Genomic DNA, 19,170 nt, shown 5'->3' on the forward strand with positions numbered 1-19,170 from the left:
CATGCCTGCGTTAGGCTGCCCGCGCTGGCGCCAGTGGGGCGGTGGCACCAACCGGGGGGAATCCTGCGCCCATGATCCAGTCCAGCACGCCGCTCATCGTCACCTTTCTCGTCTATCTCGCCGGAATGGTGCTGATCGGCTACTACGCCTGGCGCTCGACCAAGAACTTCGACGACTACATCCTTGGCGGCCGACGGCTCAGCCCGACCGTGACCGCGCTGTCGGCCGGCGCATCGGACATGAGCGGCTGGCTGATGATGGGCCTGCCCGGCGCGCTGTATGCAAGCGGCCTGGCCGAAGCCTGGATCGCGATCGGCCTGACCCTGGGTGCCTGGCTCAACTGGCGCTACGTCGCAGGCCCGCTGCGCGTCTACACCGAGCGCACGGGCAATGCGCTGACCCTGCCCGACTACCTCACCAACCGCTTCGACGACCGCAACCGCACGCTGCGCGTGCTGTCGGCGCTGGTGATCCTGGTGTTCTTCGCGGTGTACTGCGCCTCGGGCGTGGTGGCGGGCGCGCGCCTGTTCGAAAGCGTGTTCGGCATGTCGTATGCACAGGCGATCTGGTGGGGCGCGGCGGTGACCATCCTCTACACCCTGGTCGGCGGCTTCCTCGCCGTGAGCTGGACCGACGTCGCGCAGGGCACGCTGATGCTGTTCGCGCTGATCCTCACGCCGGTGATGGTGGTGATGGCCAACGGCGGCATGGACGGCAGCATCCAGCTGATCCGCGGGATCGATCCCGCGCGGCTGGAATGGGTGGGCGCCGGCGGCGCGCTTGCGATCGTCTCGGCGATTGCCTGGGGCCTGGGTTATTTCGGCCAGCCGCACATCCTGGCGCGGTTCATGGCCGCGGAAAGCGTGCAGTCGATCCCCAAGGCGCGGAAGATCGGCATGATCTGGATGGTCGTGTGCATGATCGGGTCGCTGGCGGTGGGCTTCTTCGGCATCGCCTTCTTCGATCTCCATCCCGACGCGGCCGGCCCGGTGGACGCCAACCCCGAGCGGGTCTTCATCACCGCCGTGGAACTGCTGTTCAACCCCTGGATTGCCGGTGTGATCCTGTCCGCGATCCTGGCCGCGGTGATGAGCACGCTGTCGAGCCAGCTGCTGGTGTGTTCGAGCGTGCTGTCGGAGGACTTCTACCGCGGCTTCCTGCGCAAGCGGGCCAGCCAGCGCGAGCTGGTCTGGGTCGGGCGCGGCAGCGTGCTGCTGGTCGCGCTGGTGGCGCTGTGGCTGGCGCGCGACCCGGACAGCCGGGTGCTGGGCCTGGTGTCCTATGCCTGGGCCGGCTTCGGCGCCGCCTTCGGACCGGCACTGGTGCTGTCGCTGTTCTGGAGCCGGATGACGCGCGACGGTGCGCTGGCCGGCATCGTGACCGGCGCGGTGGTGGTGATCGCGTGGAAGCAGTTCGTGGTGGAGGGGATGGGCTTCCCGCTGTACGAGATCGTGCCGGGCTTCATCGCGGCGACGCTTGCGATCATCGCGGTCAGCCTGCTCGGTCGCGCGCCGGCGCAGGACATCCGCAGCACCCATGCCGAGGTGCGGGCCTCGCTGCGCGAAACCGGGTACTGAGCGGGGGAGGCCGGGCGCATGCCGATCGACAGGCGCCCGTCCGCCATCGTCCTGATGGGCCCGACCGCGTCGGGCAAGACCGCGTTCGCGATCGACTGCGCACGGCGCCTGGGCGGGGAGATCGTCAGCGTCGACTCGGCGCTGGTGTACCGCGGCCTCGACATCGGCGCGGCCAAGCCCACGGCGGACGAGCGCGCGCAGGTGCCGCACCACCTGGTCGACATCCGCGATCCCTGGCAGCCGTACTCGGCGGCCGACTTCGCCGTCGACGCCCGCGCCGCGATCGACGACACCGCCACGCGCGGCCGGCTGCCGATCCTGGCCGGCGGCACCGGTCTGTATTTCCGTGCCCTGCTGCAGGGCCTGTCGACGATGCCGTCCGCCGACGCGTCGATGCGCACGCAGCTGGCCGAAGAGGCCGGCGAGCGCGGCTGGGCGGCGCTGCACGCGGAGCTGGCGCAGGTCGATCCCGCGGCCGCGCGGCGCATCCACGCCACCGACGCGCAGCGGATCCAGCGCGCGCTGGAGGTCTATCGCCTGAGCGGGCGAACGATCAGCGACTGGCGCGCGGCGCCGGCACCGCCACGGCTGCCCTACCGCGTGCTCAAGCTGGTGCTGGCCCCGCGCGACCGTGCCGTGCTGCACGACCGCATCGCCGACCGCTTCGACGCGATGCTCGAAGCCGGCTTCCTGGACGAGGTCGGGGCGCTGCGCGCGCTGCCGGAACTGCGCGACCATCCCGCGCCGCTGGACCTGCCGGCGCTGCGTGCGGTGGGATACCGCCAGGCCTGGGAACATCTGGACGGTGCCTTCGGTGCCAGCGCTTTCCGCGAGCGGGCGATCGCCGCCACCCGCCAGCTCGCGAAGCGCCAGTTCACCTGGCTGCGCGGGGAACTGGACGCGCGCTGGTTCGATCCGACGGTGGACGGCGACGGGCTCGCGCGCGCGGTCGATGCCTTCCTCGACTGAGGGCCCGGGCCGGGCTCCGGCGTGCGCGCGGTCACGCCGTTCCGCCATTGGCCGTCCGCAGGGGCGCGGGTCGTATAAGATCGGTGTGGTTGCCACCGGGGAGCGGTCGGGCAACGCGGCGCGACGCCGTATTCATCCATAACAACAAGAAACCAGCTGGGGAACACCGAATGTCCAAGGGACAGTCTTTGCAGGATCCTTTCCTGAACGCCTTGCGCCGTGAGCGGGTGCCGGTATCGATCTACCTGGTCAACGGCATCAAGCTGCAGGGCACGATCGAATCCTTCGACCAGTTCGTGGTGCTGCTGCGCAATACCGTCAGCCAGATGGTCTACAAGCATGCGATCTCGACCGTGGTGCCGGCGCGCAACGTGCGCGTGGGCCCCGGCGGCGGCGTCGTACAGGCCACCGACGACGCCACGGACGGGGATGCGGGCGGCGACGAGGCCGAATGACGGTTGCGTCGGCGCCTTCCGGCCCCATCTCAGGGCCATGACAACGAGCCGCCGACCGCATGCCCACCCAGCTGTTTGAACGTTCCCGCAAGGGCGAGCACGCGCTGCTGGTCCAGCCCCATGCCGGTGGGCCCCCCGACGAGGGCGCGCTGGAGGAGTTCACCGAGCTCGCCCGCTCGGCGGGCGCCACCGTGGCCCACGTCATGCCCGCGCGCATCGGCCGCCCGAACCCCGCCACCCTGCTGGGCAGCGGCAAGCTCGACGAGATCAAGGCCGCGGCCGACGCCACCGGGGCCGACCTGGTGCTGGTCAACCATCCGCTGTCGCCGGGCCAGGAGCGCAACCTCGAGAAGTTCCTCGAGCGCCGCGTGGTCGACCGCACCGGGCTGATCCTCGACATCTTCGCCCAGCGCGCGCGCAGCCACGAGGGCAAGCTGCAGGTCGAACTCGCGCAGCTGCGGCATATGGCCACCCGCCTGGTCCGCGGCTGGAGCCACCTGGACAGCCAGCGCGGCGGCTCGATCGGCCTGCGCGGCCCGGGTGAGACCCAGCTCGAGACCGACCGCCGGCTGCTGCAGAAGCGGGTCGAACAGCTGCAGGCGCGGCTGGCCAAGGTGGAAGTGCAGCGCACGCAGATGCGCCGTGCCCGCGTGCGCAGCGAGCTGCCGCGCGTGGCCCTGGTCGGCTATACCAACGCCGGCAAGTCGACGCTCTTCAACGCCCTGACCGGCGCCGACGCCTACGCCGCCGACCAGCTGTTCGCCACGCTCGACCCGACGGTGCGCAAGATCACCCTGCCGGGCGGGTACGTGGTGCTGGCCGATACCGTCGGCTTCGTGCGCGACCTGCCGCATGAGCTGGTCGCCGCCTTCCGCTCCACCCTCAGCGAGGCCCGCGAGGCCGACCTGCTGCTGCACGTGATCGATGCCTCCGATCCGCTGCGCGACGAGCGCGTGGCGCAGGTCGACGAAGTGCTGGCCGAGATCGACGCCGGCGACATCCCGCAGCTGCTGGTCTACAACAAGGTCGACCGCCTGGGCGTGCCCGCGCGCCACGACCAGCCGCACGCCGGCGACCACCCCGACGAGGCCGCCGTGCGCGAGCGGGTCTGGATCTCGGCGCGCGACCGCGAAGGCATGGACCTGCTGCGCAGCGCGCTGGGACGGCGCCTGGGGCTGCGTCGCCTGCAGGGCGAGGTACGCCTGCCGCCGGATGCCGGCCGCCTGCGCGCGCGCCTGCACGAGGTCGACGCCATCCGCGGCGAAACACATGACGAACACGGCTGGACGCTCGACATCGACCTGCCGCTGGCCGACGCCCGGCGCCTGGCGGCGCAGGCCGGCGGCGAACCGCTGCGGCCGCTGCTGCCCGCGGCCTGAACCTTCTTCGCGTACGCGGGCAGGACCGCCGCGCCCGCACCTTGTAGAATGTCCTTATCGTCGCCGGCTCCCCGGTGGCGGGACCCCCAGACTGGAGCCAGCATGGCCTGGAACATCCCCGGCAAGAACAACGACGACCGCGGTTCGGGCGGCGACAGCGGCAACGGCCGCCGCCAGAATCCCTGGCCGCCGCGCCGCAGTGGCGGTGGCCGCGGCCGTGGTCCCTTCGACGGCATCCTCGACCAGCTCCGCGGCCTGTTTGGCGGCGGCGGTGGCGGCAACCCGCTGCGCTGGATCGGCATCGCCCTGGTGCTGTGGCTGGCCTTCAACTGCTTCGTGCTGATCGGCGAACAGGACCGCGGCGTGGTGCTGCGCTTCGGCAAGTTCGACCGCGTCATGCAGCCGGGCCCCAACTTCAAGCTGCCGTGGCCGGCCGAGAGGGTCATCAAGCTCAACACCACCGGCGTGCGCACCTTCAGCAACAGCCTGCCGGTGCTGACCCGCGACGAGAACATCGTCACCGTGTCGTTCAACGTGCAGTACCGGGTCAGCGATCCGCAGATGTACCTGTTCGGCTCGCGTGATGCCGACCGGGTGCTCGAGCAGATCTCGCAGAGCGCGGTGCGCGAGCAGATCGGCCGCTCCAACCTCGACTCCGCGCTCAACGCGCGCGGCCCGCTGTCGGCCGCCGCGGCGACCTCGCTGCAGGCCTCGCTCGACACCTACCGCACCGGCCTGATCGTGACCGAGCTCAGCCTGCAGGACGCCCGCCCGCCGGAGGCCGTCAAGCCGGCCTTCGACGAGGTCAACAGCGCCCAGCAGATGAACGAGCGCCTGGTGAACGAGGCCCGTGCCTACGCCGCGCGCATCGTGCCCGAGGCCCGCGGCCAGGCGCAGCGCGTGCGCACCACGGCCGAGGGCTACAAGACCGCCTCCGTCGCCCGCGCCACCGGTGACGCCCAGCGCTTTACCCTGCTGGTGAACGAGTACGCCAAGGCGCCCGAGGTCACCCGCAAGCGCCTGTGGCTGGAGACGGTCGAAGAGGTGCTGGCCGACAACCGCACGGTGGTCGGCGGCGACGGCCGCCAGCTGATCTACGTGCCGATGGCCGGGCAGGGCGCCGCTTCGCAGCCGCCGCTGCTGACGCCCGACATGGTCGCGCCTCCGCTCGACCCCAGGCCCCAGGCCGAGCCCACCGTGCCCGCCGCCACCAGTACCATGCCGCGCCCCGCGCGTGATGGAGGAACCCGATGAAGCCGCAGCTGATCGTCCCCATCGTCCTGGTCGTGATCCTGGGCCTGCTCGGCTCGATGTTCGTGGTCCGCGAGGGCCAGGTCGGCCTGGTGCTGAACCTCGGCCGCGTGGCGCGCACCGACCTCGGTCCGGGCCTGCACTTCAAGATCCCGATGGTGGAGAGCGCGCGCGTGTTCGACCGCCGCTTCCAGGCCAACGAGTTCCCGCCCGAACGCTCGCTGACGTCCGAGCGCAAGGACGTGAGCGTCGACTTCGTCGCCATCGGCTTCATCGTCGACGCCGCGGATTTCTACCGCGCCACCGGCGGCAACGAGGAACTGGTGACCGCGCGCCTGGCGCCGATCATCAAGGATTCGCTGCGCAACGAGATCAACTCGCAGACCCTGACCCAGCTGGTGTCGGGCAACCGCGCCGAGCTGATCGACCGCCAGCTGCCGGGCATCAACGATGGTGCGCGCACCCTCGGCATGCAGGTGGTCGACATCCGCTTCAAGCAGATCGACCTGCCCACCGACAGCGAAGTGATCGGCCAGGTCTACGACCGCATGCGCGCCGAGCGCCGCCAGGTGGCCGCCGCGCTGCGCGCCGAGGGCGAGGAGCAGGCGCGGATCGTGCGCGCCGAGGCCGACCGCGAACAGACCGTGCTGCTGGCCGAGGCCGAGCGCGACGCCCAGAAGCTGCGAGGCGAGGGCGACGCCGAGGCCGCGGGCATCTATGCACAGGCCGCGAACCGTGATCCGTCGTTCTTCGCCTTCCAGCGCAGTCTCGACGCCTATCGCCGCGCCTTCGTCTCCGGCGACGCGGTGATCGTGCTGGAGCGCAACGACCCGTTCCTGCAGTACATGCGCAGCGACCGGTGAGCCGGACGCGGCGCCGGTGAGCGACCTCTGGGCCGCGCTGTGCCTGGTGGCCGTGATCGAGGGGCTGCTGCTGTTCGCGGCCCCTGGCGCCTGGAAGCGCACGATGGCGCAGATGCTGGCCACGCCTGATCGCCAGCTGCGCGCCATCGGTGGCATCGTGCTGGCGGCGGGGCTGCTGGCACTGTGGTGGCTGCGACAGGGCTGAGTTTTTCACTTTCAGGAGCAAACAGGCCATGGGCCAGTCGGTAGTGGTGCTGGGCGCCCAGTGGGGCGACGAAGGCAAGGGCAAGATCGTCGACCTGCTGACGCAGGACATCGGCGGCGTGGTCCGTTTCCAGGGCGGGCACAACGCCGGCCACACCCTGGTGATCGGCGGCAAGAAGACCGTGTTGCACCTGATCCCGTCCGGCATCCTGCGCGAGGATGCGCTGTGCCTGATCGGCAACGGCGTGGTGCTGAGTCCGGCGGCGCTGATCAAGGAGATCGGCGAGCTTGAAGACGCGGGTATCGAAGTGCGCAGCCGCCTGAAGATCAGCCCGGCCACGCCGCTGATCATGCCGTACCACATCGCGCTCGATCAGGCCCGCGAAAGGGCCGCCGGCGGCAAGGCCATCGGCACCACCGGCCGCGGAATCGGCCCGGCCTATGAAGACAAGGTGGCGCGCCGCGGCATCCGCGTTGCCGACCTGCACTATCCGGAGCAGCTCGCCGAGCTGCTGCGCACCGCGCTGGATTACCACAACTTCGTGCTGACCAAGTACCTGGGCGCGGACGCGGTCGACTTCCAGCAGACCTACGACGAGGCCCTGGCCTTCGGCGAGTACGTCGAGCCGATGAAGTCCGACGTCGCCGGCATCCTCCACGACCTGCGCAAGCAGGGGAAGAAGGTGCTGTTCGAAGGCGCGCAGGGCTCGCTGCTCGACATCGACCACGGCACCTATCCCTACGTCACCAGCTCCAACACCACCGTCGGCGGCGCCATGGCCGGCACCGGCGTGGGCGCGGACGCGATCGACTACGTGCTGGGCATCTGCAAGGCCTACGCGACCCGCGTCGGCGGCGGCCCGTTCCCGACCGAGCTCGACGACGAGGACGGCCAGCGCCTGCGCGACCGCGGCCAGGAATACGGCGCCACCACCGGCCGCCCGCGCCGCTGCGGCTGGATCGACATCGTCGCGCTCAAGCGCGCGGTGGCGATCAACGGCATCAGCGGGCTGTGCATCACCAAGCTCGACGTGCTGGACGGCCTGGACAAGCTGAAGATGTGCATCGCCTACCGCTACCGCGGCAAGGAGACCGAGTACGCGCCGCTGGACGCCCAGGGCTGGGCCGAGTGCGAGCCGGTGTACCTGGAGTTCCCGGGCTGGACCGAAGACACCCACGGCATCACCGAGTGGGACAAGCTGCCGCCGGCGGCGCGCGCGTACCTGCGTGCGCTGGAAGAGCTGGCGGGCTGCCCGCTGTCGATCGTGAGCACCGGGCCGGATCGCGAGCACACGATGGTGCTGCAGGATCCGTTTGCGTGAGTGATTCCCCGGCGACCCTTGGCTGGGGCGCCGGCAGCAGGGCGGCAGCGCCCTCGATTGGCGACACCCCGCTGCAGACTCCAGCGGGCACAGCCTCATGCACTGGAGTCGCAGTGATCGGACCAGCCTCGCTGTACCTGGCACTTCTTGCCGGCTTCGCTCTCTCTTTTCCCGTACCTGCCGCGGCCACCGAAACGCTTCCGCTGCCCGCGGGTTGCGGGGTCGCGTACAGCGTCGTCAGTGCGGATGCCCCAGCCACTGCGGTCGCCCCGGCTTTTCCGCCGGTCCAGCTCGATATCCGCACGCCCTTCGAACCCAGTTCGTTCAACGCAGGCGGGTATAGCTATCTGGTTTACGAATTGCAGTTGCTGAACCACTCGGAAGACGCACTTGCCATCAATGGCATCGACGTTCTCGCTGCAACGGCAAGTGATGACGAACTCGTGTTCTCGTTGGCTGGCGAGCGTCTCCATGACCAGCTCAATCCCATAGGCGGAGGCACGCTCGACGATGCCCATCCGCTGGGCGCAGGTCGCTCGGCCACCGTGTACCTGTGCCTGGCCTTCGGCGATGGTGCACAGGTTCCGAGCCGCTTGCGTCATCGTGTGCACCTGCATGGAGCCACTGCCGAGGGGCCGCCCATCGGCAGCCGACACAACGCCGTGAAAGTGCTGGCAAGCCCGGTTCTCGGCAATCACTGGCTTGCTGATAACGGCTTGGCGCTCGACCGTCACCATCGGCCCGGCCTGTTCGTTGCGGGTGGAGCAGCGCAGATCTCGCGCAGATACGCCATTGACTGGAAGCAGCGCATCGATGGCAAGGTCCAGTCGGGGGATCCCCTGGACGTGCGTACCTATCATGCGTATGCGCAACCGGTGTTTGCTGTTGCCGATGCCGTTGTTGTCCAGGCAAGGGATGGTCTCCCCGACAATGTCCCTCGGACATCTGCCGGTTTCACGCCTGCGTTGCCGCTCAGCATGGAGACACTCGCGGGCAATACCGTGGTGCTCGACCTGGGCGATGGACAGTACGCGCACTATGCGCACCTTCAGCCAGGCAGCGTGATCGTCGCGCCCGGGCAGCGTGTCCGGAGTGGCGAGCTACTGGCAAGGATCGGAAATTCCGGGGATGCCAGATGGCCGCACCTGCATTTCCAGGTCACTACCGGTCCGGACATCATGGACAGCGAAGGCGTGCCATTCGTGATCAATCAGTTCCGCGCCAAGGGGGCCGATGGCAACTGGACCGACCGCAGGCTGGAGTTCCCGCTGGGTGGGGACGAGGTCGATCTGTAGCGCCGCTGCCACCCCGGGCGGCCACCCGCGGCGACTGCGAGCAGTTTGCGGCTGCTGCGGGCCGTTCGCCACCGACCAGCAGCTGGCCAGGACAGGCGGGCTTTACACATAGCAAAATGTGGAATAGTACTCAGGCGTTCAGGATGGTTCCGTCGCATTCCGCGACGCCTCCGGGAGCCTCCCATGTACACGCCAATCGAGCCCCTTGCCCTCGCGCTCGCGCTGGTCCTTGCCGGCTGCAGCCCTGCGCCAGCCCCGGTCGACACCTCCACAGGCACCGATGACGCGAGCGCCGATGCCAGCGGGACCGTCGAGCCGGCCGCAGCGGATGACGGCGACGTGGCCGCGCCGCAGTTGCAGGCCGCGATGCGCGAGCTCTGGCATGGGCACATCGTGCATGCCCGCGACTACGCGCTGGCCATGCATGCCGGCAACGAGGCTGACGCCGCGGCCGCGTCCGACGCCGTGGTCGAGAACGCCAGGCAGATCAGCCGCGCGGTGGCCGGCTTCTACGGCGATGCCGCCGGCGACCGGATGCTGACCCTGCTCGGCGGCCACTGGGGCGCGGTGAAGGCCATGACCGACGGCCGCACCGCCGGCGACGACGTCGCGGCAGCCAGGGCGATGGACGACCTCACCGCCAACGCCGGCCAGATCGCGAGCTTCCTTGCCGGCGCCAATCCGAACTGGCCCGAAGACACGCTCAAGGGCATGCTGCTGGCCCACGGCGCGCACCATTCGCAGCAGGTGAACCTCATCCTTGCCGATGACACCGCAGGCGAGGCGGCCGAGTGGACCGCGATGCAGTCGCACATGGACATGATCGCCGACGCGCTCGCCGCGGGCATTGCCAGGCAGTTTCCGGACAAGGCCAGCTGAGGCCACGACCATGCAAGGGCTTTCGCAGTTCGGTGACACCCGGCAGCGGCTGCTCCGGCAGCTGCTGCCGGCCCGCAATGGCGTCGGTGTGGAAGAGCTGTGCGAGCGGTTGCGGGTCAGCCACAACGCCGTACGACAGCACCTCACCCCGCTGGTCGTGCGCGGCTTCGTGGAGCGCGTCGAGCCGCGGGCCACCGGCGGGCGCCCGCAGGCGCGCTACGCACTGACCGCCGCGGGACGCGAACTGTTCCCCCGCAACTATGGCGCCATCGCCGCGGCACTCATCTCCCAACTGCTCGAGCGGATGGGCGAGGCGGAGGTGGGCGCGATGCTGCAGGAACTGGGCTCGACCGTCGCCGCCACCCAGGCGTCGATGCGCACCGAACATGGCGAAGCCCTGGCGCGCGCCCTGGCCCAGCGGCTCGACGCGCTTGGCTACGAGGCCGTGCCTGCCCGGCACGGCGACGACTGGGAGGTCGAAGCCTTCAACTGCGTCTTCCACGCCCTGGCCAGGCAGCACCCGCAGGTCTGCAAGTTCGACATCGCCTACATGGAAGCCGCCACCGGGCGGCGCGTGCACCACATGGAATGCATGGTGCGGGGCGGGCAGGTTTGCCGGTTCAGGCTTGGGCAGGTGGTGGGGCCTTGAGCAATCGGCCAGGCTGATCGGCATCGCGGTGACGAACTCGATCCTGCTGGTGGATTACGCCGTGATGGTGCAAGAGCAGGGCATGGGCGGCACCCTCCGAATCCTGACAAAGCATGTCAGTCTCCCGCCACAAGGCAAAATTCCTGGCCACATCGGATCCGTCGGGAAAATCCTTTCGTACAAGACACGGAACTTGTTTCGGCAGTATCGCGAACAGTGAATGCGAACCGGGCATCACTCCGATTGCAAAACGCGAATCATTCGCATTTAATACACCCATTCGCCCCGGCCGCGCGCCGCCGCGAACTGCCAACCCGATCTGTCCCGCCAGCCGAGGTCGCCAGCGGACACAGGGCTAGTCCCCTACGTCCGACAACCAGCGACCTCAATGCACTCCACCTGCCAGATCTACCCGCGGTCCGCCCGCGCTCGCATCGCCGATCCCGTGTTCCGTGCCAGCCGGCTCCGCGCCGCCATCGCGTTGGTCCTGCCGCTCATGCTCGTCGGGCCGCCCGGCCTGGCCGCGGCCCAGTCCGCCCAGCCCAACGCCCAGCCCGCCGCCGAGGCCACCATCACCACCGGCGCTGTCGCCGCCACCGACCTCGACACCATCCGCGTCGTCGGTCAGCGCGCCAACCGCGTCAGCAACGGCGCCACCAACCTCGACCTGAGCATCCGCGAGACCCCGCAATCCATCAGCGTGGTCACCGCCGAGCAGATGCGCCAGTTCGGCGCCGACAGCGTCAACGAGGCGCTGCGGCTGGCCACGGGCGTGCGCGTGGACGAGTGGGAGACCAACCGCACCAGCTATAGCGCGCGTGGCTTCGACATCCTCAACACGCAGATCGACGGGGTGGGCCTGCCCAACGGCTGGGGCGTGACCACCGGCGCGGTCGATGCCGCCGGTTACGAGAAGGTCGAGGTGATCCGCGGCGCCAACGGGCTGCTGACCGGCGTGGGCAACGCGTCGGGCACGATCAACTACGTGCGCAAGCGGCCCACCAACGCGCGCGAGGGCCGCTTCGGACTGTCCTACGGCTCCTGGAACACGCTGCGCGCGGAGGTGGACTACTCCACGCCGTTCACCGTCGACGGCACCTGGGCGGGCCGCGTGGTGGTCGCGCACGAGCACGGTGATTCCTGGCTGCGCGCCAACGAGAATTCGCGCGACTTCTTCTACGGCGTGGTTGACGGCCAGGTCGGCGAGCGCGGCACGCTCACGCTGGGCTACTCGTACCAGCGCGCGGAGTCCGACGGGATCATGTGGGGCGCGCTGCCCTTCACCAACAGCGACGGCACGCAGCGTGAGTGGCCGCGCGATGCCAGCACCACGCAGGACTGGACGTACTGGGACACCACCGCGCACACGGCCTTCGCCGAGTACACGCACGACGTGGCCGACGACTGGCAGTTGAAGCTGTCGTACAACTGGCGCCGCAACACCGGCGACGAGCGCATGTTCTACGCCTTCGACGGGCAGGGCACGGGGCTGGACCCGGAGACCGGCCTCGGCCTGTCCGGCTATCCCTGGGGCGGCGACGACGAGGCCACGGCCCAGCTCGGCACCGCCACGCTCAACGGCACGTTCCGGATGTTCGGGCGCGAGCACGAGGCCATGGTGGGCCTCGCCCGTGCGCGCAGCACCACCGACAGCCGCGAGCGCACGGCGGACTTCTCCTCGCCGGCCTGGGGCCCGCTGCCGCCGTTCCCCTACCCGACCGACGCCATCCCGGAGCCGGCCTGGAGCGAGCCCAGCCTCTACTCCGAACTCGACCAGGAGCTCACGCGCGCCTTCGCCGCCACGCGCATCGCGCTCACCGACCGCTTCAAGGCCATCGTCGGCGCCAACCACGCGCGCTACCGCCGCAGCGGCCATTCCTACGACCTCGGCTTCGACCAGACCACCCGCCACACCAGCCCATACGGCGGCCTGACCTTCGACTTCACCGACCGCGTGCTCGGCTATGTCAGCTACTCCGACATCTACCAGCCGCAGGACCAGGTGGACGCGAACGACCGCTACCTCGACGCCAGCCAAGGCGTGAACTACGAGGCCGGCATCAAGGCCGACTGGCTGGACGGGCGGCTCTTGACCACGGTGGCGGTGTTCAAGGCCGACCAGGAAGGCCTGGCCACGCCGACGGGGCAGTACAACGAGTTCGGCATGTCCATCTACGCGCCGGTGGACGTGCGCTCGAAGGGTGTGGAGCTGGAGGCGGTCGGGCGGCTCACGGACCATCTCGATATCGTGGCCGGCTACACCGCGCTGCGCCTGGACGGCCTCAACGGGCGCGACACCTATCCCTGGGTGCCGCGCCACGCGGCCAACCTGCTGCTGAGCGGGCGCCTCCCGGCGCATGAGGCGCTGTCGTGGGGCGTCGGCGCGCGCTGGCAGGGCGGCATCTTCAACACCGAGGCCAGCGGCTTCCGCGTGCGCCAGGACAGCTACGCGGTGGCCAATGCGTACATCGCCTGGGACTTCGCGCCCGACGCCACGCTGCGCCTCAACGCCAACAACATCACCGACGAGAAGTACATCAACACGTTGCGCTACAGCGGTTACTACGGCGCACCGGCCAATTACACGCTCAGCCTGGACTGGAGGTTCTGATGCGGTCGCCCGCCACGAGAGCCACGTCCACCGCTTCGCCCCGGCTGGCGCTGCTTGCACGGATCACTGCCGCGGTGCTCGGCGGCTACGGCTTCGCCTGGGGCGTGGTGGCCGCGTGCACCAGTCTGGCGGTCGCGGCGGGCATGGGCTTCCACGACGCGGAGTTCCTGTCGAGCCTCGTCGGTGTGCTGGCCCTCCTGGGTGCGCTGCTGTGGGCGATCGCGGCGCGGCGGCTGTGGCCGGTGTGGGCGGTGTTGGTGGTCGGCGGCGCGCTGCTGGCCGGCGTGGGTTCGGCCGTGCAGACGGCCCTGGTCTGAGGAGGACGCAGCTGATGTTCGCCACGTTCCGCCAGGCGATGGCCTGGCTCCATACCTGGTTCGGCCTGGTGCTCGGCTTCGTGCTGATGGCCGCGTTCTTCTTCGGTGCGTTGTCGGTGTTCGACCGCGAGTTCGACCGCTGGGCGATCCCGGCCACGCGCATCGAGCCGCAGCCGATGCCGCCGTACGAGGCGGTGCTGCGCCCGGCCTTCGAACGCATGCAGCCCACGCGCGAGGCTGTGGACGCCATGCGCCCGCGCGCCAATGGCGAGCTGCCGGACCGCTTCGACATCATCGCCTACTGGAGCGCCTACACCACCCACCGCGATCCGCTCGTGGCGCTCTTCGCCGGCTTCGAGGTGCCCAACGCCAAGCATCCCGCTGAGCAGATCCATGCCGAGGCCACCGTCGATCCACGCGACGGCCATGTGCTGCCCGACGACCGGCTGAAGGTCGGCAGCGGCTTCTTCTATCCGATGCACTACGGCCTGACGCTGGACTGGAAGAACCTCGGCATCTGGATCGTCGGCTTCTCGGCGCTGGTGATGCTGGCGGCGCTGGTCAGCGGTGTGGTGATGCACCGCAGGATCTTCCGCGAGTTCTTCACCTTCCGGCCGGGCAAGCAGCGGCTGCGCAGCGTGCTGGATCTCCACAACCTGACCGGCGTGGTCGCGCTGCCGTTCCACTTCTTCTTTGCGCTCACCGGCCTGCTGATCTTCGCGGCCACCTACTACTTCCCGCTCGGCCACACCCAATTGCACGAGCTGCACGACCGCGCCGCGGCACTCGAAGCGCAACAGACCGGGCTGCCGCACGAGCGCTCCGGCGTGCCCGGCGACCTCGCCAACGTCGACGCGATGGTGGCCGACGCCCGCGCGCGCTGGGAGGCGGCGGGCAAGGCCGGCGACGTCGGCTTCCTGGTGCTGATGCATCCCGGCGACGCCAACGGCTACGTGAGCGTGTATCGCGCCGGCACCGACCGCATCGCGCTGGTGGGCGACGGCATCCACTACAAGGCCGCGACCGGCACGCTGATCCGCGAGGATCCGGCCCCGACCGCCGTGGGCCGCATGGCCGAGTTCCTCACCGGCCTGCACCTGCAGCATTTCCGGCACTGGCTGCTGCGCTGGCTGTACGTCTTCGGTGGGCTGGCCGGCGCGGTGTGCATCGCCACCGGCTTCCTGTTCTTCGTCGAGAAGCGCAAGCGCCAGCACGCGGCGCGCGGCGTGCAGGGCGCGCGCGTGGTCGATGCGCTGGCGGTGACCACGGTCACCGGCATGGTGCTGGCGACGCTGGGCATCCTGGTCGCCAACCGCCTGCTGCCCGCGGACCTGCCCGCACGCGGTGACTGGGAGCAGCGAGCGTTCTGGCTCACCTGGGTGTTGGCGTTGCTGCACGCGGGCTGGCGAAGCGCCCCGGTGACGCGCGGGCTGCCGAACCCGGCGTGGCGCGAGCAGGCCTGGGCGATCGCAGCGCTGGCGGCGGTTGCGCCGCTGCTCAACTGGGCCACGACCGGGGACCACCTGCTGCGCACGCTGCCGGCGGGCTATTGGCCGGTCGCCGGCATCGACCTGGCCCTGCTGGCGGTGGCGGTCATCGCCGGCGCGGCGGGGCGCAGGCTGGGGCAGCGCGCGCACGCGCCGGTGGGCAGCCCGTCGACGTCGGCGCCGGCGTCCGCCTCGGAGGCGCGCCATGCATGACGCTGCCGGCGCCGTCTGGCTGCTCGCCGCGGCGGCCTGCGCTCTCTCCGGCATGGGCTGGCTGGCGCTGGCGATGCCGGGGCATGCCGCCCAGGCCTGGGGCGGGGTGTCTGCGCCGCGGTCGCTGCGCGTGCTGAGGCGGGCCGGGGCCTGTGCGCTTGCGCTCGCGCTGGGCGGCTGCCTCGCGGCCGACCACGCGAGCATGGCCGTGCTCACGTGGGTGATGCTGCTGGCCGCGTCTGCGGCCGTCACGGCCTTCGTCCTGGCCTGGCGCCCGCGGTGGTTGCGGCACCTGGCGCCCTGGATCGGGGCCGGCAATGCCGGCCGGCGGCCCGCTCCGCGGCGAGCGAAGCTCTAGGGCCGAGGTCGCGGGCACGCCCCCCTGGAGCAGACAGCCGCATACTTGCCTCTCCCCGGATGTTCGAGGCCGCCATGATCATGTCGCCCCTGATGCCCGCCGCCTTCCTCGGCCACGGCAGCCCGATGAACGCGCTCGAGCGCAACCGCTACACCGAGGCCTGGCGCGCGTTCGGCGCCTCGGTGCCGCGGCCGCGCGCGATCCTGGTGGTGTCGGCGCACTGGTACGTCAACGCCACCGCGGTCACGGCGATGCCGCGGCCGAAGACCATCCACGACTTCTTCGGCTTCCCGCAGGCGCTGTTCGACGTGCAGTACCCGGCGCCGGGCCTGCCGGAGCTGGCGGAAGAGGTGGCCGATGTCGCGAAGCCCGACTTCGTCGGCGCCGACATCGATGGCTGGGGGCTGGACCACGGGACCTGGTCGGTGCTGGTGCATGCGTTTCCCGACGCCGACATCCCGGTGGTGCAGCTGTCGATCAACGCGCAGAAGCCGGCGGAGTTCCACATCGAACTCGGCGCCCGCCTGGCCGCGCTGCGCGCGCGCGGCGTGCTGGTGGTGGGCAGCGGCAACGTGGTGCACAACCTGCGGGCGATCGACTGGAGGCAGCCGGATTCCGGGTTCGACTGGAACCGGCGCTTCGATGCCGATGTGAAACAGCTGCTGGCCGAACGTCCGGGCGATGCGGCCGGACTCGTGCGGCATCCGGACTACGCTGCCTCGGCGCCGACAGCGGAGCACTTCCTGCCGGTGCTGTACCTCGCCGGGATCGCCGCGGCGGCGGGCAAGGGCGCCGACGTGCTGGTGGAGGGGCCGGCGTATGGGTCGCTGTCGATGACGTCGTACACCGTGGGCGCGCAGTGCCCGCCGGAGAGTGGCATCACCGCGGGAGCGGCGGCGCTGTCCGCCGACGTGCCGGCGGACGCGAGCAACCTGTAGCGCGGCCTTGTCACTGCACGCAGCGGGGCTGACCCGCAGGGCCATCGCGCGGCAGGCCTGGCCGATCATCCTGGCCAACGCCGCGGTGCCCAGCCTCGGCCTGGTCGACACCGCCGTCATCGGCCACTACGGCAGCGCGGTGGAGCTGGGTGCGCTGGCGCTGGGCGCGCTGCTGGTCAACTTCGTCTACTGGAGCTTCGGCTTCCTGCGCATGGGCACCACCGGCTTCGTGGCGCAGGCGTCCGGGGCCGGCGACGAGCCCGAAGTGCGCGCCACGCTGGCGCGCGCGGTGCTGCTGGCCGCGGGCCTGGGCGTCGCGCTGTTGCTGCTGCAATGGCCGATCACCTGGCTCTACTTCGCGCTGATGGATGGCAGCGCCGCGGTGGAGGCAGTGGCCGGCGACTACTTCCGCGCGCGCATCTGGGGCGCGCCGGCGGCGCTTGCCCTGTTCGCGACCAGCGGCCTGCTGATCGGCCTGGGCCGCAGCCGCGAACTGCTGCTGGTGCAGCTGCTGCTCAACGGCCTCAACGCCGGCCTGGACATCTGGTTTGCAGGCACGCTGGGCATGGGCGCGCGCGGCATCGGCCTGGGCACCGCGATCGCCGAGTGGGGCACCTGCGCGGTGGCGATCGTCGTGGTGCTGCGCGTGCTGCGTGCGCGCCATGGGGATGCGGCGCCGTTCCTGCCGTGGGCGCGCATCGCCGACTGGCAGCGCGTCCGCGCGTCGCTGGCCGCCAACCGCGACATCCTGGTGCGCACGCTGTGCCTGCTGCTGACGTTCGGCTGGTTCGCCAACGCTGGCGCGCGCTTCGGCGACGTGACCCTGGCGGCGAACCACATCCTGCTGCAGCTGGTGTCGTTCAGCGCGTTCTTCCTGGATGGCTTCGCGTTCGTGGGCGAGGCCCACGTGGGCGCGGCATGGGGTGCGCGCGACAGCGGCAGGTTCCGGCGCGCCGTGCGCCTGACCAGCGAGCTGGCGGGCGGGACCGCGCTGGTGCTGGCGGGGTTGGTCCTGCTGTCGGGCGAGGCGGCGGTGATGGCACTGACCAGCCTGCCCGCGGTGCGCGAGGTGGCCGCGACGCACTTGCCGTGGACCGCCCTGTACGTGCTGCTTTCGGTGGCCGCGTTCCAGCTGGACGGCGTGTTCATCGGCGCCACGCGCACGCGGGAGATGCGGCAGGCCGGCCTGGTGTCAGTGGGCGTGTTCCTGCTGGCGGCGTGGCCGCTGGCGGCCGCCTGGGGCAACCACGGATTGTGGGCGGCGTTCGTGGTGTACGTGGTGGCGCGGGCCATTGCGCTGCTGGCCCATTACGAGCGCCTGGTCAGGTCCCTGCCGACGCCTGGAACGTGACCACGAACGTGCTCCCCAGGTCCCGGCCGCCGCTGCTGCCCACGACGGTGCCACCGTGGGCCTCGACCAGCTCGCGCACGATGGCCAGGCCGATGCCGAGTCCGCCGGGGCGCAGCGCGGCGGCGGCGCTGTCCTGCACGAACATGTCGAAGATGCGAAGCAGTGCGTCGGCCGGTACCCCGATGCCGTTGTCGTTGACACTCACCGTGAGCGCGGCCGGGGACCGCACCGCGACCAGGCTGATGCGACCGCCCTCCGGCGTGTACTTCGAGGCGTTGTCGAGCAGGTTGGTGAACACCTGCACCAGACGGGTGTAGTCGGCGTGCAGCTGCATGGCATCGCCAGCCGGCAGGTCGATGACCAACTGCTGGTGCCGCGACTCCATCGCCGGCCGGCAGGTCTGCACCGCGCTCTCGAGCACCGACGCAAGGTTGACGTCCGCGTACTCGAGGCGGAGTTTGCCGCTGACCACCCGCGACCCGTCGACGAGATCGTCGACCAGCCGGGCGATGTGGACGACCTCGGCTTCGATGACGTCGCGGAGCCGGGTGAACCGCACGAGGTCGTCGCGCGCCTCGCCAAGCATGCCGGCCGCAAGCCTGATCGGGGTAAGCGGATTGCGCAGCTCGTGCGCGGCGGTCGCCATCGAACCGAGCGCCTGCGCATGCGCTTCCAGTGCCCGCGTTTCCTGTGCCTGTGCCTGCAGGGACGACGCCACGAGCAAGCCGTTGGCCTCCTGCAGGGCACCGTGCTGCGCCCGGGTGCCGGCGCGCTGCCGGCCATCGATGCTCCGCTTGCGCGCCGCCGCCTCTTCGCGGTGGCGTTCGGCCGCCTCGGCGACGGCCTGGGCCCGCAGTGCCGCCAGGATCAGCTGCTCGTTGGCTTCGAGCAGGTCGCCCCCGCCGCGCGGTGGCAGGCGGTCGCGCAAGTTGGCGAGTTCCGCCCGCAGTCCGGCGACCTCCGCACGCAGCAGCACGGCGTGGGCCTCCAGCGTGGCCAGCGACTGCGTCGCCACCGCGCTGCGCGAAGTGGAATCCCGCCTGGTCACGTGG

The 19,170-nt window shown here is 70.5% G+C and carries 18 protein-coding genes; 17 read left to right on the top strand and 1 reads right to left on the bottom strand.

Features of this window, described 5'->3' with window-relative positions; genetic code table 11:
* Nucleotides 1-71: 71 nt before the first annotated feature.
* From putP to E2169_RS12240, 17 genes are all read left to right on the top strand, one after another.
* On the top strand, nucleotides 72-1,577 hold the full coding sequence (gene putP / locus E2169_RS12160; RefSeq protein WP_229659152.1) for a sodium/proline symporter PutP: 1,506 nt from the start codon (nucleotides 72-74) through the stop codon (nucleotides 1,575-1,577).
* Between the two features lie 18 nt (nucleotides 1,578-1,595).
* On the top strand, nucleotides 1,596-2,546 hold the full coding sequence (miaA, locus tag E2169_RS12165) for a tRNA (adenosine(37)-N6)-dimethylallyltransferase MiaA (protein ID WP_132986874.1): 951 nt from the start codon (nucleotides 1,596-1,598) through the stop codon (nucleotides 2,544-2,546).
* A 170-nt stretch (nucleotides 2,547-2,716) separates the two neighbouring features.
* Entirely contained in the window at nucleotides 2,717-3,001 is a 285-nt protein-coding gene (gene hfq / locus E2169_RS12170; protein WP_132986875.1) for an RNA chaperone Hfq, read from the top strand.
* 71 nt (nucleotides 3,002-3,072) lie between these two features.
* Entirely contained in the window at nucleotides 3,073-4,380 is a 1,308-nt protein-coding gene (hflX, locus tag E2169_RS12175) for a ribosome rescue GTPase HflX (RefSeq protein ID WP_132986943.1), read from the top strand.
* Between the two features lie 102 nt (nucleotides 4,381-4,482).
* Nucleotides 4,483-5,634 carry an FtsH protease activity modulator HflK gene (gene hflK, locus E2169_RS12180; protein ID WP_132986876.1) on the top strand — a complete coding sequence of 384 codons (1,152 nt, stop codon included), beginning with the start codon at nucleotides 4,483-4,485 and terminating at the stop codon, nucleotides 5,632-5,634.
* Nucleotides 5,631-6,494 carry a protease modulator HflC gene (gene hflC / locus E2169_RS12185; RefSeq protein WP_132986877.1) on the top strand — a complete coding sequence of 288 codons (864 nt, stop codon included), beginning with the start codon at nucleotides 5,631-5,633 and terminating at the stop codon, nucleotides 6,492-6,494. The genes hflK and hflC overlap by 4 nt, the downstream gene beginning before the upstream one ends.
* Nucleotides 6,495-6,510: 16 nt before the next feature.
* A complete protein-coding gene (locus E2169_RS12190; protein WP_132986878.1) occupies nucleotides 6,511-6,699 on the top strand; it encodes a DUF2065 domain-containing protein in 189 nt (62 codons plus the stop codon).
* A 28-nt stretch (nucleotides 6,700-6,727) separates the two neighbouring features.
* A complete protein-coding gene (locus E2169_RS12195; protein WP_132986879.1) occupies nucleotides 6,728-8,020 on the top strand; it encodes an adenylosuccinate synthase in 1,293 nt (430 codons plus the stop codon).
* A 113-nt stretch (nucleotides 8,021-8,133) separates the two neighbouring features.
* Nucleotides 8,134-9,315: a M23 family metallopeptidase gene (locus E2169_RS12200; RefSeq protein ID WP_165942412.1), complete on the top strand. Its 1,182-nt coding sequence runs from the start codon at nucleotides 8,134-8,136 to the stop codon at nucleotides 9,313-9,315.
* Nucleotides 9,316-9,498: 183 nt separating this feature from the next.
* On the top strand, nucleotides 9,499-10,194 hold the full coding sequence (locus tag E2169_RS12205; protein WP_132986881.1) for a hypothetical protein: 696 nt from the start codon (nucleotides 9,499-9,501) through the stop codon (nucleotides 10,192-10,194).
* Between the two features lie 10 nt (nucleotides 10,195-10,204).
* A complete protein-coding gene (locus E2169_RS12210; RefSeq protein ID WP_132986882.1) occupies nucleotides 10,205-10,843 on the top strand; it encodes a helix-turn-helix transcriptional regulator in 639 nt (212 codons plus the stop codon).
* Between the two features lie 388 nt (nucleotides 10,844-11,231).
* Complete coding sequence (locus E2169_RS12215; RefSeq protein ID WP_132986883.1) at nucleotides 11,232-13,454, top strand: TonB-dependent siderophore receptor; 2,223 nt, start codon at nucleotides 11,232-11,234, stop codon at nucleotides 13,452-13,454.
* Complete coding sequence (locus E2169_RS12220) at nucleotides 13,454-13,771, top strand: iron uptake protein (RefSeq protein ID WP_132986884.1); 318 nt, start codon at nucleotides 13,454-13,456, stop codon at nucleotides 13,769-13,771. The genes E2169_RS12215 and E2169_RS12220 overlap by 1 nt, the downstream gene beginning before the upstream one ends.
* Before the next feature lie 14 nt (nucleotides 13,772-13,785).
* Nucleotides 13,786-15,471 (top strand): PepSY-associated TM helix domain-containing protein, encoded by a 1,686-nt coding sequence (locus E2169_RS12225; protein WP_132986885.1) that lies wholly within the window; start codon nucleotides 13,786-13,788, stop codon nucleotides 15,469-15,471.
* The gene (locus E2169_RS12230; protein ID WP_132986886.1) at nucleotides 15,464-15,829 is read left to right on the top strand and encodes a DUF3325 domain-containing protein; all 366 of its coding nucleotides are present in this window, start codon (nucleotides 15,464-15,466) and stop codon (nucleotides 15,827-15,829) included. Before E2169_RS12225 ends, E2169_RS12230 begins: the two co-directional genes overlap by 8 nt.
* Nucleotides 15,830-15,903: 74 nt before the next feature.
* On the top strand, nucleotides 15,904-16,767 hold the full coding sequence (gene ygiD, locus E2169_RS12235) for a 4,5-DOPA-extradiol-dioxygenase (protein ID WP_132986887.1): 864 nt from the start codon (nucleotides 15,904-15,906) through the stop codon (nucleotides 16,765-16,767).
* 7 nt (nucleotides 16,768-16,774) lie between these two features.
* A complete protein-coding gene (locus E2169_RS12240) occupies nucleotides 16,775-18,118 on the top strand; it encodes an MATE family efflux transporter (protein ID WP_132986888.1) in 1,344 nt (447 codons plus the stop codon).
* Here the strand turns inward: E2169_RS12240 and E2169_RS12245 are convergent.
* Nucleotides 18,090-19,166 carry an ATP-binding protein gene (locus E2169_RS12245; RefSeq protein ID WP_132986889.1) on the bottom strand — a complete coding sequence of 359 codons (1,077 nt, stop codon included), beginning with the start codon at nucleotides 19,164-19,166 and terminating at the stop codon, nucleotides 18,090-18,092. The two genes, E2169_RS12240 and E2169_RS12245, sit on opposite strands and share 29 nt — an antisense overlap.
* Nucleotides 19,167-19,170 lie beyond the last annotated feature (4 nt).

Source organism: Luteimonas terricola (assembly GCF_004352845.1).
GTDB lineage: Bacteria > Pseudomonadota > Gammaproteobacteria > Xanthomonadales > Xanthomonadaceae > Luteimonas > Luteimonas terricola.